Source organism: Variovorax frigidus (assembly GCF_051216515.1).
In the GTDB taxonomy this organism is placed as follows: domain Bacteria; phylum Pseudomonadota; class Gammaproteobacteria; order Burkholderiales; family Burkholderiaceae_C; genus Variovorax.
Window position 1 is genome coordinate 388,259 of record NZ_JBPJZF010000002.1, and the last position, 12,842, is coordinate 401,100.

13 protein-coding genes are annotated in these 12,842 nt (G+C 68.4%); 5 read left to right on the plus strand and 8 right to left on the minus strand.

From position 1 onward, the window contains the following. Together ACSFBC_RS07090 and ACSFBC_RS07095 are read left to right on the plus strand one after the other, a co-directional pair. Nucleotides 1-582 carry a DUF924 family protein gene (locus ACSFBC_RS07090; RefSeq protein ID WP_435509603.1) on the plus strand — a complete coding sequence of 194 codons (582 nt, stop codon included), beginning with the start codon at nt 1-3 and terminating at the stop codon, nt 580-582. A gap of 45 nt (nt 583-627) precedes the next feature. Next, nucleotides 628-1,542 carry a LysR family transcriptional regulator gene (locus tag ACSFBC_RS07095; RefSeq protein ID WP_435509604.1) on the plus strand — a complete coding sequence of 305 codons (915 nt, stop codon included), beginning with the start codon at nt 628-630 and terminating at the stop codon, nt 1,540-1,542. Nucleotides 1,543-1,694: 152 nt separating this feature from the next. Here the strand turns inward: ACSFBC_RS07095 and ACSFBC_RS07100 are convergent, their stop codons facing one another. The 5 genes from ACSFBC_RS07100 to ACSFBC_RS07120 all read right to left on the minus strand — a co-directional run bounded on the left by ACSFBC_RS07100 (nt 1,695) and on the right by ACSFBC_RS07120 (nt 6,896). Continuing rightward, complete coding sequence (locus ACSFBC_RS07100) at nt 1,695-3,137, minus strand: amidohydrolase family protein (RefSeq protein WP_435509605.1); 1,443 nt, start codon at nt 3,135-3,137, stop codon at nt 1,695-1,697. A 35-nt stretch (nt 3,138-3,172) separates the two neighbouring features. Then, a complete protein-coding gene (locus tag ACSFBC_RS07105) occupies nt 3,173-3,922 on the minus strand; it encodes a sulfite exporter TauE/SafE family protein (RefSeq protein WP_435510044.1) in 750 nt (249 codons plus the stop codon). Between the two features lie 2 nt (nt 3,923-3,924). Beyond that, a complete protein-coding gene (locus ACSFBC_RS07110) occupies nt 3,925-5,178 on the minus strand; it encodes an MFS transporter (RefSeq protein ID WP_435509606.1) in 1,254 nt (417 codons plus the stop codon). Nucleotides 5,179-5,266: 88 nt separating this feature from the next. Next, entirely contained in the window at nt 5,267-6,145 is an 879-nt protein-coding gene (locus ACSFBC_RS07115; RefSeq protein ID WP_435509607.1) for a polysaccharide deacetylase family protein, read from the minus strand. 37 nt (nt 6,146-6,182) lie between these two features. Next, nucleotides 6,183-6,896, minus strand: coding sequence for a fumarylacetoacetate hydrolase family protein (locus ACSFBC_RS07120; protein ID WP_435509608.1), 714 nt, complete (start codon nt 6,894-6,896; stop codon nt 6,183-6,185). 124 nt (nt 6,897-7,020) lie between these two features. Between ACSFBC_RS07120 and ACSFBC_RS07125 the strand changes: the two genes are divergently transcribed. Beyond that, on the plus strand, nt 7,021-8,001 hold the full coding sequence (locus ACSFBC_RS07125; protein WP_435509609.1) for an AraC family transcriptional regulator: 981 nt from the start codon (nt 7,021-7,023) through the stop codon (nt 7,999-8,001). A gap of 3 nt (nt 8,002-8,004) precedes the next feature. Here the strand turns inward: ACSFBC_RS07125 and ACSFBC_RS07130 are convergent, their stop codons facing one another. Beyond that, nucleotides 8,005-8,331 carry a DUF3579 domain-containing protein gene (locus ACSFBC_RS07130; RefSeq protein WP_435509610.1) on the minus strand — a complete coding sequence of 109 codons (327 nt, stop codon included), beginning with the start codon at nt 8,329-8,331 and terminating at the stop codon, nt 8,005-8,007. Nucleotides 8,332-8,489: 158 nt separating this feature from the next. Here ACSFBC_RS07130 and ACSFBC_RS07135 point away from each other — a divergent pair, with 158 nt between their 5' ends. Continuing rightward, on the plus strand, nt 8,490-9,695 hold the full coding sequence (locus tag ACSFBC_RS07135) for an aspartate aminotransferase family protein (RefSeq protein ID WP_435509611.1): 1,206 nt from the start codon (nt 8,490-8,492) through the stop codon (nt 9,693-9,695). Then, a complete protein-coding gene (gene argF, locus ACSFBC_RS07140; protein WP_435509612.1) occupies nt 9,692-10,636 on the plus strand; it encodes an ornithine carbamoyltransferase in 945 nt (314 codons plus the stop codon). Before ACSFBC_RS07135 ends, argF begins: the two co-directional genes overlap by 4 nt. A 21-nt stretch (nt 10,637-10,657) precedes the next feature. Here argF and ACSFBC_RS07145 read toward each other — a convergent pair whose 3' ends face one another. Continuing rightward, the gene (locus ACSFBC_RS07145; protein WP_435509613.1) at nt 10,658-11,401 is read right to left on the minus strand and encodes an aspartate/glutamate racemase family protein; all 744 of its coding nucleotides are present in this window, start codon (nt 11,399-11,401) and stop codon (nt 10,658-10,660) included. Between the two features lie 4 nt (nt 11,402-11,405). Further along, the gene (gene hydA / locus ACSFBC_RS07150; protein WP_435509614.1) at nt 11,406-12,827 is read right to left on the minus strand and encodes a dihydropyrimidinase; all 1,422 of its coding nucleotides are present in this window, start codon (nt 12,825-12,827) and stop codon (nt 11,406-11,408) included. Between the last annotated feature and the right edge of the window lie 15 nt (nt 12,828-12,842).

Genomic DNA, 12,842 nt, shown 5'->3' on the forward strand with positions numbered 1-12,842 from the left:
ATGCATGCAACTTCGCTCCATCGCCGCGGCGCGCCTTCAGGGTCCGACGGACAAGCCGCCAAGGTCGTGCGGTTCTGGCGGGAAGCCGGTGCCGATCAATGGTTTGGCAAGGACCCGGCCTTCGACCGGCGCTTTCGCGAAAGTTTTCTCGATCTGCACCTGGCGGCGGCCCGGCGCGAGCACGATGGGTGGGTCGGCGAGCCGCAAGGCGCGCTGGCGCTGATGATCCTGCTCGACCAGTTTCCCCGGAATGCCTTTCGCGGCACCGGTCACATGTACGCAACCGACCCGCTGGCGCGCCACTTCGCGCGCATGGTGAATGAGGGCGCTCACATGGAGGCCGTCGACCCGGAACTGCGCCTGTTCTTCTGCCTGCCGTTCGCGCACTCGGAGCACATTGAAGACCAGGACCTGTCGGTGGAACTCAATACGCGGCTGGGGCCAGCCGAGCGCTCGCACGCGGAAGGGCACCGCGACATCATCCGGCGCTTCGGTCGTTTTCCGCACCGCAACACACTGCTGTTGCGCGAGACCACGTCGGAAGAGCAAACCTTCCTGGACCAGGGCGGATTTGCGGGGTGAGCACCCTCCGTCCGATCGGGCACAGCCGGCGAGGTTAAATGCGCCATGGACAAGCTCGATCAATACCGCGTCTTCGTGCAGGTGGCCGAGATGGGCAGCTTCATCAGGGCAGCCCATGCACTGGCGTTACCGCGCGCCACAGTCTCTGCTGCCGTTCAGCAACTGGAGGAAAAGATCGGTGCCCGACTGCTGAACCGCACCACGCGCCAGGTTCACCTGACGCCGGATGGCACGCAGTTGCTCGAGCGCGTGCGCCCGCTGCTGGCCGATGCCGAAGATGTCGAGCAGTTGTTCCAGACCAGTCAGCGTCAAGTCGCGGGCCAACTCAGGATCGACGTGCCCAGCCGCATTGCGCGACGGCTCATTGCACCGGCGCTACCGGGCCTGCTGCGCCGCTACCCGCGGCTGCAGCTGGTGCTCGGCTCCACCGACCGTGCCATCGACCTCCTGCAGGAAGGCGTGGATTGCGCGGTGCGCATCGGAACCCTGCAAGACAGCAGTTTGGTGGTTCGTCCGTTGGGGCATATTGCGCTGATCAATTGCGGAAGTCCGGCCTACTTGCGTGAATATGGCGTACCGGAAAAACCGGAGGATCTGATGAGAGGGCATTGGGCGGTCGGCTATGCATCACCGACCAGTGGGCGGGAACTGCCCTGGGAACACCTGGGTGCCTCGGGCCAAGCACAGGATCTGGTGCTGCCCAGCCGGGTGCTCGTGAACAATGCCGAAAGCTACATCGCCGCATGCCGCGCCGGCACCGGGCTGATTCAAATCCCTCGCTTCGACGTGCAGCATCTGCTGGACCGGGGCGAACTGGTCGAGGTCATGCCGACGCATCGTGCAGCTTCGATGCCGGTTGCGCTCCTGTATCCCCATCGGCGCCAGCGCTCGCGGCGTCTTGTCGCATTCATCGAATGGTTTTCTGGATTGATGGACCCCCATCTTGAGCGCAGGTCATGAGGACCCGACTGCAGTTCGATTGCCGATGACGTCGCAAAGGCGAATCCCTGTGCGATCGGATGGTCTCGCCCCTTGATCCAGGTCTCCGCAATCTCGACGTCATACGCGTGGGAGAAAGCGGCAGAAACATTGCCGCCTCCCGACAAGCATGCTCAGAAGACCAGCTTGTCCCCCGCCGCGGCCCGGATCCGGGTGGCCGAGGCCTGGGCACGCTGTCGAATCTGCGCCAGGTTGTAGGCCGTGAGCCGACCGCCCCGCTTCAGGATGCGGCCGTCGACCAGCACCGTGTCGACGTTGCTGCTCGTGCCGCCCTGCACGATCGCGGTCTCGACATTGCCGACCGGCCACATGTTCAGGTCCCGGGTCCGCACCAGGATGATGTCGGCGCGCTTGCCCTCGGTGATCGAGCCGGTGACCTCGGCCAGGCCCATCGCGCGGGCGCCGTTGATCGTCGCCATCTCGATCACCTCCTGCACGCCCACGGCCTTGGCCTTCTCGCTCGGTGTGCCGGTCCACGGCACGCCGAGGTTCCAGGTGAAACGCATCATCTCGAACATGTCCGGCGGCGCGATCGAGGTGGCGTCGCTCGACAACGAGATCGTCAGGCCCGCCTCGCGCATCGCCAACAGCGCGGCCCGCGCGTCGCCGGTACTGCTCAGGCGCAGCTCGGAATGCGTGGCGAAGGTCAGCGGCGTCTTCGTGCGTGCCATGGCGGCCAGATCGGCCGGCGTGGCGGGCACGTAGTGGGCGATCATGAAATCCGGCCCCAGGTAGCCGCGCCGCTCGTAGTCGACCGCGTCGACGTTGTTGGGCGCCTCCTGCGGCGCATGGATCGCCACCGGCAGCCCGCTCGCCTTGACGAACTTCATCTCTTCGTGGAACACCGCGTCGGTGCTCTGCTGCGGCCCGCGCAGGTTGAGCCCCAGGTGCACCAGGCCGTCCAAGGGCGAGCGCTCGCCGAACCACTCGCGCCGCACGCGCGGCAGGTCTTGGTAGCGGTTGACCTCGTCGGCAGGCATCTGGTCGACATGGCCGTAGGCGTAGCGTGCGCGCAGCAGCGCGTGCTGGTGCGCTCGCAGTTCGGCGTCGGCATGGGCCGGCGAGCGCGTGTTGTGCGACCAGTTGTGCACGGTGGTGGTGCCGCCGTTGGCCAGCTCGGCGCAGCCCAGCAGCACGCTGTTGTAGAAGTCGTCGGCCGAATACAGCACCGAGGTCGCGCTCTTGGCCGGGTAGTAGGAGAAGCCGCCCTCACGCGCGGTGAAGCTGCGGCCGATGGCGCTCCACAGGTGATAGTGGGAATTGACGAAGCCCGGCATCACGATCATGTCGCGTGCATCGATGACCTCGGCGCCCGGCGCGCGCAGGCCGCGCCCGATCTTCTCGATCACGCCGTCGCGCACCCACACGTCGGCACGTGGCAGCACGCCGGTGGCGCGGTCGACCGTGATGACCGCGCCGTTGCGGATCAGGTAGCTGCCGCGGCGCGCGGCGGGCGCGGTGCGCGCCGAGGCCGCGCCGAGGAAGGCGGGCGCCGCGGTGGCAGCCGCCATCACGGTGCCGACGAAACGGGTGAAATCTCTTCTGGTGGTTGTCATGGGAGCCCCGGTGAGGAAGGAAAAGCGAGGCCCGCTCAGCGGGCGTTGTAGAGAAAGGCTGCGGTCATCGCCAGCCCGGTGAGCACGACGAAACCGCGCACCACGTCGGGCTCGAGCCGCCGCGCGAGCGTGCCGCCCGCATAGCCGCCGAGCGTGGCGAACAGCGCCATCCACAGCGCGTGCGACCAGACGACCGCGCCGCTGGCCGCATAGAGCCCGACCGCGATCAGCGTGAGGATGGCGGAGACGAAGTTCTTGATGCCGTTCATGCGGCCCATGTCGGTGTGACCGAGCGCACCGAGCACCGCGAGCAGCAGGATGCCCAGGCCGCCGTTGAAGTAGCCGCCATAGACCGCGACCGCCACGATGCCCAGGTCGGCGAGCCAGCGGCCCCGTGGTTTCGCGTCGGCGGACCGGCGGCGCACCAGCCCCGGCCCGATCGCGAACAGCAGCGTCGCGGCCAGCAGCAGCCAGGGCACGATACGCGCGAAGGCCTGGTTCGAGGTCGACAGCAGCAGCGCCGCACCGGCCGCGCCGCCCAGCACCGACAGCACGCCCAGCCGAGGCAGCGAAGGCGACATCGGGCCCGACAGCTCGCGCCGCATGGCCCAGGCGCCGGCCAGGTAGCCCGGCAGCAGCGCGGCGGTGCCGGTGGCGTTGGCCGACACCAGCGGCACGCCGACCATCGCCAGCGCCGGCAGCGTGAGGAAGCTGCCGCCGCCCGCCACCGCGTTGAGTCCGCCCGCCAGGGCCGCGGCGCCGCCGAGCAGCGCCCAATCCAGCAGCATCACGATGCAGAGCGCGCCGGCAGCGCCATGCGGTCGGTGCGCAGCAGCAGCGTGAGCACGATCCCGACACCGGCCAGCGCCGTGATCTGTACCAGCCCGGCCGCGCTCCAGCCGAAGCGCGCGGCGATGCCGCCGATGAGGAAGCCCGCGAACGCGCCGGCCCCGTAGAGCGTGGTCACGAACACGCCCGTGGCGCGGTTGGTGAGCGCGGCCCGCACGGCCTTGATGTGGTAGCCGGCCAGGTTCACGTACAGCACGCCGCTCACGACGAAGCCCCAGGCGAAGGACAGCACCGACTGCATGCCGATGCCGATCGGCCCGGAGAACATCAGGAAGCCCAGCAGGCCGGTTCCGCCGAAGCTCAGCGACAGCACGAGCTTGGGATGGAAGCGGTCGCCGAGCCAGCCGCCGAAGATCGAGGCGAACACGCCGAAGCCGAAGATGCTCATCACGCGGCCGGTGTCGGCCGGCGTGTAGTGCAGGTGCTCGCGCAGGAAGGTCGGGTACATGCCCAGGTAGCCGTAGATGCAAAGCCCGCCGATCGCGCTCATGCCGGTCAGCAGCACCGTGTTGCGGTTCCACATCGTCGTGGCGCCGCGTTCGTCGATGCGCGCGCCCGCGGCCGCCACCTTCTCGGTCATGCGCCGGCTCACGGTGAGCGCGATCAGCGCCATGGCCGCGAAGCCCGCGAGGCCGAAGACCAGCAGCGGCAGCCGCCAGTCGCGCTCGGCGCCGATCAGGTGGCCGCCCAGCAGCGGCCCGACGATGGCGCCGATGCCGAAGGAGAAGTTGATCGCGCCCACGGCCGTCGCGCGATAGCGCGCGAAGTAGCTCGCCGCGATCGCAATCACCACGGTCAGCTGCATCGCCTCGCCGATGCCGGTGGCGGCGCGGTAGAGGAACATGTCGACGAAGCCGTGCGAGTAGGCGGTCAGCAGCGTGCCTGCCGAGAAGATCGCAATGCCGATCTGCAGCACCGTCTTGCGCGAGAGCCGCGCCAGCAGGTAGCCGGTGGGCACGCCGGCCACGGCCATGCCCAAGGTGAAGATGGTCGACAGCAGGCCGGTGTCGGCCAGGCCGAAGCCGAATTCCTTGCGGACGTCGGCCGCGATCAGCGGGAAGATCTGCCGGTCCATCGCGTTGAGCGCGTACGAGGCGAGCAGCACCAGGAACATGCCGATCTCCAGCGCGGTGATGGGCGCCTCGCGGCGCGCATCGCCGACGGAGGGAATGGCCGAGGTTGAGGATTGCACGTGTCGTCTCCTTCTCGCCGAGCGAGAAATCTGTTGTTGTTCGTTCTTGCGTGTGTGAAATCGCCGGCAGCGCTGCGCCGGCGAGGTTTCAGGTCGCGGCGCGTGCGGCGCCGTACCAGTCGAGGATCTGCTCGCCGGTCATGAAGGCCACGTCCTCACGCGCCTGGATGTGCGCCAGCGCCTCGCGGAAGTAACGCAGGCGGTGCGGCGCGCCCATGATGTAGGGGTGCACCACCAGCGCCATCACGCGGGCCGAATCCTTGGCATCGGCATACAGCTGCTCGAACTGGTCGATGGCGCGGTCGCGGTACTCGCTGGCCTTGTGGTGCTGGATCAGCATCATCGCCACGTCGTTGCACTCCTGCGTGTAGGGCACATTGACGATCGAACCGCCGTTGCGCGTCTTGAGCTGCACCGGCTGGTCGTCGAGCACCCAGTCGCAGACGTACTCATAGCCCTGCTCGGCCAGGATGTCGGGCGTGTGCCAGGTCTCGGTCAGGCCCGGGCCCAGCCAGCCGCGCGGGCGCTTGCCGGTGTAGGCACGGATGGCCTCGGTGGTCTTGGCGATGTCCTCGACCTCGTCGGGCACCTTCTGCATGTTGCGCTGGCCGAAGCCGTGGCCGATGAACTCCCACTGGCGTTCCTTGGCCGCGCGCGCGATCGGCTCGTAGGCCGCGATGGCCGAGCCGTTGATGGCCAGCGTGGCGGCGATGCCGAGCTGGTCGATCACCTCCAGCATGCGCCAGAAGCCCACGCGGTTGCCGTACTCGTGCCAGGCCCAGTTCGGGATGTCGGGCATCGGCGAGCCGCCGGCCGGCGGCGTCAGCACGGTGCGGGGCATGGTCTCGTCGATGTTCCATTCCTCGACGTTGACGATGACCCAGACCGCCAGGCGCTTGCCGCCGGGCAGCGTGAGCGCGGGGCGGTCGGAAATCGCCGAGTACGAGATGCGTTCGAGTGGTTTCATGGTTGCTTGCTCCTGCTTTCAATGCGGTGACGGGGGCTCAGACGATCTCGACCTGCAGGGGCGCGAGGCCCTCGATGCGGCCGACGAGCTTGTCGCCGCGCTGCACCGGGCCCACGCCTTCGGGCGTGCCGGTGTAGATCAGGTCGCCGGGGAACAGCCGGTACTGCCTGGACAGCTCGCTGACGATCTCGTGCACGTTCCAGATCATCTTCTCGAGCACCGAATCCTGCCGTGCCGCGCCGTTGACCGTGAGGTTCAGCGTGCCCGAGCGGATGTGGCCGACCTGCGCCACCGGATGGATCGGGCCGCAGGGCGCCGAGTGGTCAAAGGACTTGCCCTGCTCCCAGGGCAGACCGCGCTTGTTGCATTCGCGCTGGCGGTCGCGCCGCGTCATGTCCAGGCCTGCGGCATAGCCGAACACGTGGTCGAGCGAATCCTCGGGCGACACGTCCTGCGCTTCGCTGCCGATGGCCACCACGAGCTCGAACTCGAACTGGAAGTCGTCCGTCAGCACCGGGTAGGGCACCCGGCCGTCGGTCACGACCGAGTCGGCGGGCTTCTGGAAGAAGAAGGGCGGATCGCGCTCGTCGCCCTCCTTCATCTCGCGGATGTGGGCCAGGTAGTTGCGGCCCACGCAGTAGACGCGGCGCACCGGAAAGCGCTGGTCGCTGCCCACGATGGCGATGGAGATGGGCTGGACCTGCAGGGCATCGGTGGTCGGTGCAGGGAGCGTTGTGGTTTCGTCGGACATCAGGTTTGTCTCTCTGGAAGGTTGGAGGAAGCGTTGCTAGAGTCTAGGAACGAGGCCCCCCGGCCTCAACGCACAGGCTTGCGCAAAGCTGTGCAATCCTTGCGATCTTGCGACCGGCTCCTCCATGCAATCAGCGCCCTCTTCCCTCATCGAACTCACGCCGCCCCGTGCGGGCGCGGCACGTGCCGCGATCAGCAACTACACGATGGCGGCACGGGCGCAGCGTGCCTACTTCGGCATCCACGACCAGAGCAACTGCCTGCCGAACCCGGTGCCTCACCGGCACGAGTACTTCCAGATCTACGTCAACACCCGCGGCGAGACCACGCACTACATCGGCGGCAGCCAGCGCCCCATCGCCGCGGGCACGGTGAGCTTCGTGCTGCCCTTTCTGGTGCACTACATCCCGAACGCGGCCGACGGCGTGTTTCATGTGATCAACATCAGCAAGGACTACCTGCTGCCTGCGCTGGACCTCGATGTGCTGGAGCTGTCGGAGGTGCCGCTGTCGCGCGCGCCCGAGCTCGCGCCCTTCCGCTTCCAGCATTGCCTGGACTTCCGCTTCGACGCGGCCGAAACCCAGCAATTGCAAGATCTGTGCGAGCGCATGGCGCAGGAAGCGCAGCGGCCGCCGGGCGAGGACACCGCCAGCCACCTGCTGATCCGCAGCCATCTGCTGCACCTGATCGGCATGGTGTGGCGGCGCTACGGCGAGGATTTCCGCCACTGCGAGGCGCAGGGCATGGCGCTGCAGTCGTACCGCCCGGCCGTGCTGCGCTGCATCCGCTACATCAGCCAGAACCTCGCACAGGAACTCACGCTGGGTGACGCGGCGCAGGCCAGCCATGTGTCGGCCACGCACCTGGCCCACCTGCTCAAGAGCGAAACCGGCAAGACCTTCCTGGAACTGGTGACCGAGCGCCGCATCGAGCGCGCCAAGACGCTGCTGGTGTTCACGGCCGCCTCTGCCGCGGAGATCGGCGAGAGCACGGGCTTCGGCGAGCCCGCGCACTTCGCGCGCCGTTTCCGGCAGATGGTGGGATCGACGCCCTCGGCCTACCGGCGCAGCTTCCAGCAGGGCGGGACGCGCACCTGGGAGGAATAGGGCTTATTTGGCCGGCGGCGGCGGCGTGTCAGGCACGAGGCAGGCCTCGGCGATCTGCAGGCCGTTGTCGCGGGCGAAATTCATCACGAAGTCCCAGGCCATCACATCGTGGGCGCGCAGGTCGGTGTGGACGATCACGCACTTGACGCCGCCGATCGAGGTCGGCACGCACCAGGGCGAATAGCTCAGGTGGCTGCCCGGGGTCGCGCCGCCCGGTCGGAAGGGGCTCATCACCCCGGCCAGGCGCTCGGCCCAGTCGCTGGGGCGGAACGTCCGGCCATCGGCCGTGATGCCCTGGATGAAAACTTCTTTGGCGTTGGGAGAAATCATCTTGGGAGGAAAGCGCCTGACACGGTGCTGCAGCGCACAACGATTCTATCCGGCGGCCCGACCGGGGGGATGCCGGACGACATTGCTGCGATGCGGAATCAGCAACAACCCCGTCAACACCGCGGCCTAGAATCCCCTTCCCTTTCCCGGAGAACCGCATGAGCGCCCTTGCCGAACCCACCTCGCCCCACGTCATGAACACCTACGGCCGCCTGCCGATCGCGTTGTCGCACGGCCAGGGCTGCCGAGTCTGGGACACGAACGGCCGCGTCTACCTCGACGGGCTGGGCGGCATCGCCGTGAACACGCTGGGCCACAACCACCCCGAGCTGGTGCCCGCGCTGCAGGACCAGATCGCCAAGCTGATCCACAGCTCCAACTACTACCACGTGCCCGGCCAGGAGCAGCTCGCGGCCAAGCTGACCGAGCTGTCGGGCCTGACCAACGCCTTCTTCTGTTCCACCGGCCTGGAGGCCAACGAAGCGGCGCTCAAGCTGGCGCGCAAGTTCGGCCACGACAAGGGCATCGAACGCCCCGAGATCGTGGTCTACGAAGCGGCCTTCCACGGCCGCTCGATCGCCACGCTGTCGGCCACCGGCAATCCCAAGGTCCAGAAGGGCTTCGGCCCGCTGGTCGAGGGCTTCATCCGCGTGCCGCTCAACGACATCGAGGCGCTGAAGAAGGCCACCGAAGGCAACCCCAACGTGGTCGCCGTGTTCTTCGAGACCATCCAGGGCGAAGGCGGCATCCACCCGATGCGGGTCGAGTACCTGAAGCAGGTGCGCGCGCTGTGCGACGAGCGCGACTGGCTCATGATGGTCGACGAGGTGCAGTGCGGCATGGGCCGCACCGGCAAGTGGTTCGCGCACCAGTGGGCCGGCATCAAGCCCGACGTCATGCCGCTGGCCAAGGGCCTGGGCTCGGGCGTCCCGATCGGCGCGGTCGTGGCCGGCCCCAAGGCGGCCCACATCTTCGGCCCGGGCAACCACGGCACCACCTTCGGCGGCAACCCGCTGGCGATGCGCGCCGGTGTCGAGACCATCCGCATCATGGAAGAGCACAAGCTGCTCGAGAACGCGGCCACCGTCGGCAACCACCTCAAGGCCGCGCTGGAGCGCGAGTTCGAGGGCCTGGCCGGCGTAAAGGAAGTGCGCGGCCAGGGCCTGATGCTGGGCATCGAGCTCGACCGTCCCTGCGGCGTGATCCTGAACCGCGCCTGCGACGCGGGCCTGCTGCTCTCGGTCACGGCCGACAGCGTGATCCGCCTGGTGCCGCCGCTGATCCTGAGCATCGCCGAGGCCGACGAGATCGTCGCCATCCTGGCGCCGCTGGTGAAGGCCTTCCTTGCGGAGCCCAAGCCATGAGCATCTCGACCGTCGCCGCGCCGGCGATCCGGCACTACCTGCAGTTCTCCGACCTCTCGGCCGACGAGTACGGCTACCTGTTCGAGCGCGCCGCGCTGATCAAGAAGAAGTTCAAGGCCTACGAGCGGCACCAGCCGCTGGTCGACCGCACGCTGGCGATGATCTTCGAGAAGGCCTCGACGCGCACGCGCGTGAGCTTCGAGGCCGGCATGTACCAGCTGGGCGGCAGCGTGGTGAACCTCACCACCGGCGACAGCCAGCTGGGCCGCGCCGAGCCGATCGAGGACAGCGCCAGGGTCATCAGCCGCATGGTCGACATCGTGATGATCCGCACCTTCGGCCAGGACAAGATCGATGCCTTCGCCGCCCACTCGCGCGTGCCGGTCATCAACGGCCTGACCAACGAGTTCCATCCCTGCCAGATCCTGGCCGACATCTTCACCTTCATCGAGCACCGCGGCTCGATCCAGGGCAAGACCGTGGCCTGGGTGGGCGACGGCAACAACATGGCCAACAGCTGGCTGCAGGCCAGCGAGATCCTGGGCTTCAAGGTGCACCTGAGCACGCCCAGCGGCTACGAGGTCGACCAGTCGATCGCGGGCATCCGCTCGGCCGAAAGCTACAAGGTCTTCAAGGACCCGATGGAAGCCTGCCGCGGCGCCGACCTGGTGACCACCGACGTCTGGACCAGCATGGGCTACGAGGCCGAGAACGACGCGCGCCGCACCGCCTTCGCCGACTGGTGCGTCGACGCCGAGATGATGCGCGTGGCCCAGCCCGATGCGCTGTTCATGCACTGCCTGCCCGCGCACCGCGGCGAGGAAGTCGAGGCGGAAGTGATCGACGGCCCGCAGTCGGTGGTCTGGGACGAGGCCGAGAACCGGCTGCACATGCAGAAGGCGCTGATGGAGTTCCTGCTGCTGGGCCGATTGACTGCCTGATCGGATCGCCGCGGCGCCCGTTCAGCGGCGCTGCAGCAGACGCTCGATCGCCGGCGGCAGTCCGGCGTTGGGCTTGACCGGCGGCGGCGCGAAGCTGCCACGGGTCGCCTTGCCGGGCGCCAGCGCCACCAGCGACTCGGCATGGCGCACCGCGCTCGACACGCCGTCCACCACCGGGACCGGCATCTCGCCGCGCAGCGTGCGCGCCAGGCCCGCGAGCGGCGCACCGGCCAGCACGATGACCTCGGCGCCGTCCTCCTCCACCGCCCTCAGGCACAACGCGCGCAGCGCCTGCGCATGGTCGGTCTGCACGCTGCCGATGCCGGGCAGCGGCTGGTCGAGCGCGCGGATGCTCGCGAGCCGGCCGATCAGGCCGTTGGCCTCGACCACCTCGCGGTACCAGGCGCTGATGCGCTGCGAGATCGCGACGATCGAGAAGCGATGGCCCAGCAGGCAGGCGCTGGCCAGGGCCGATTCGGTGAGGCCGAGCACGGGCATGGGCAGCACCTCGCGCAGGCCCCCCAGGCCCGGGTCGCCGAAGGCTGCGACGATCACCGCGTCGTGGCCCTCGGCATGCTCCGCCGCCACCTGCGCGACTGCGTAGGCGCCGATCAACGCCTCGAATCGGGTCTCGATGTAGGCCACGCCGAAGGGCGCGGTCTTCATCGTGAGCTGCGTGCCGCTCGCCATGCTGCGGCGCGCCTCGGCCTCGATCAGCGCGGTGACGCTCTCGGAGATGTTGGGGTTGATGACGAGCAGGCGCATCGCGTTACCCCGCGCGCCGCGCCGGCAGCAGCGAAGGCCTGCCGCAGGCCAGCAGTTCGCCACGTCCGCGCCGCGGATGGAAATCCTGCCCGTCCCACACCACCTCGCCGCGGCTGATCGTCAGCCCGGGCCAGGCCTTGAGGCGCATGCCCTCGTAGGGCGTGTAGTCGACCGCGTGGTGCAGCCTGGCGTTCTCGATCACGACCTCGCGCTCGTCCCAGACCACCAGGTCGGCATCGGCGCCGATCGCGATCGTGCCCTTGCGCGGATGGAGCCCGTAGGCCTTGGCCGGGCCGGTCGCGGTGAGGTCGACGAAGCGGTTGGCCGTCATGCGGCCGGCCAGCACGCCTTCGGACCACAGCAGCGCCATGCGCGTCTCCAGGCCCGGGATGCCGTTGGGGATGTGGCGGAAGGCCACCTCCTCGCCGTCGGGCTTCTTGCCTTCGGGCGCGTCGTACTTGAAGGGCGCGTGGTCGGACGAGAACACGGTGAACAGCCCGTCGTTGAGCGCGTCCCAGATCACCTGCTGGTTGGCCTTGTCGCGCGGCGGTGGGCTGCAGACGCATTTCGCGCCCTTGTAGCTGTCGTCGATGCCGAGGTCCTCGGCCGTGAGGAACAGATACTGCGGGCAGGTCTCGGCGAACACGTTCAAGCCGTGCGCGCGGGCCCAGCGGATCTGCTCGACCGCCTCGCGGCCCGACACGTGGACGATAAGGATAGGCACGTCGACCAGTTCGGCCAGCGCGATCGCGCGGTGCGTGGCTTCGCGCTCGACCAGCATCGGCCGCGAATGCGCATGGAAGCGCGGCGCGGTGCGGCCCGCGGCCTCGAGCCGGCGCGTGAGCCACTCGATGCAGTCCGAATTCTCGGCATGCAGCATCGCCATCGCGCCCTCCTGACGCGCGACGTCGAGCACGTCGAGGATCTGGCCGTCGTCGAGCTTCATGTCGTCGTAGGTCATGTAGATCTTGAAGGAGGTGAAGCCCTCGCGGATCAGCGCGGGCAGCTCCACCTTCAGCACCTCGGGCGTGGGGTCGCTCACGATCAGGTGGAAGGCGTAGTCGACATGCGCCTTGCCTTCGGCGCGCGCGCGGTAGTCCTCGACCGCGGCGCGCAGCGACTGTCCCTTGTGCTGCGCCGCGAAGGGGATCACGGTGGTGGTGCCGCCGCAGGCCGCCGAGCGCGTGCCGGTGTCGAAGTCGTCGGCCATGCGCTGCGGTGGCGGCATCGGCTGATCGAGGTGGCAGTGCGCATCGACACCGCCGGGCGTCACGGTGCGGCCGGCCGCATCGATCTCGCGCGCCCCGGACCCGAGGCCGGCGCCCAGTTGCACGATGCGGCCGGCACGGATGCCGATGTCGCAGTCGAAGGTGTCGGAAGCGGTCACGGCGCGCGCGTTGCGGATGACGAGGTCGAAGTCGGGCATGGGAGGTGTGCGGGG

Coding starts and splice junctions, on each gene's coding strand:
- ACSFBC_RS07090 (WP_435509603.1), top strand. CDS start 1: ATGCATGCAACTTCGCTCCATCGCCGCGGCGCGCCTTCAGGGTCCGAC.
- ACSFBC_RS07095 (WP_435509604.1), top strand. CDS start 628: ATGGACAAGCTCGATCAATACCGCGTCTTCGTGCAGGTGGCCGAGATG.
- ACSFBC_RS07100 (WP_435509605.1), bottom strand. CDS start 3,137: ATGACAACCACCAGAAGAGATTTCACCCGTTTCGTCGGCACCGTGATG.
- ACSFBC_RS07115 (WP_435509607.1), bottom strand. CDS start 6,145: ATGAAACCACTCGAACGCATCTCGTACTCGGCGATTTCCGACCGCCCC.
- ACSFBC_RS07120 (WP_435509608.1), bottom strand. CDS start 6,896: ATGTCCGACGAAACCACAACGCTCCCTGCACCGACCACCGATGCCCTG.
- ACSFBC_RS07125 (WP_435509609.1), top strand. CDS start 7,021: ATGCAATCAGCGCCCTCTTCCCTCATCGAACTCACGCCGCCCCGTGCG.
- ACSFBC_RS07130 (WP_435509610.1), bottom strand. CDS start 8,331: ATGATTTCTCCCAACGCCAAAGAAGTTTTCATCCAGGGCATCACGGCC.
- ACSFBC_RS07135 (WP_435509611.1), top strand. CDS start 8,490: ATGAGCGCCCTTGCCGAACCCACCTCGCCCCACGTCATGAACACCTAC.
- argF (WP_435509612.1), top strand. CDS start 9,692: ATGAGCATCTCGACCGTCGCCGCGCCGGCGATCCGGCACTACCTGCAG.
- ACSFBC_RS07145 (WP_435509613.1), bottom strand. CDS start 11,401: ATGCGCCTGCTCGTCATCAACCCCAACATCTCCGAGAGCGTCACCGCG.
- hydA (WP_435509614.1), bottom strand. CDS start 12,827: ATGCCCGACTTCGACCTCGTCATCCGCAACGCGCGCGCCGTGACCGCT.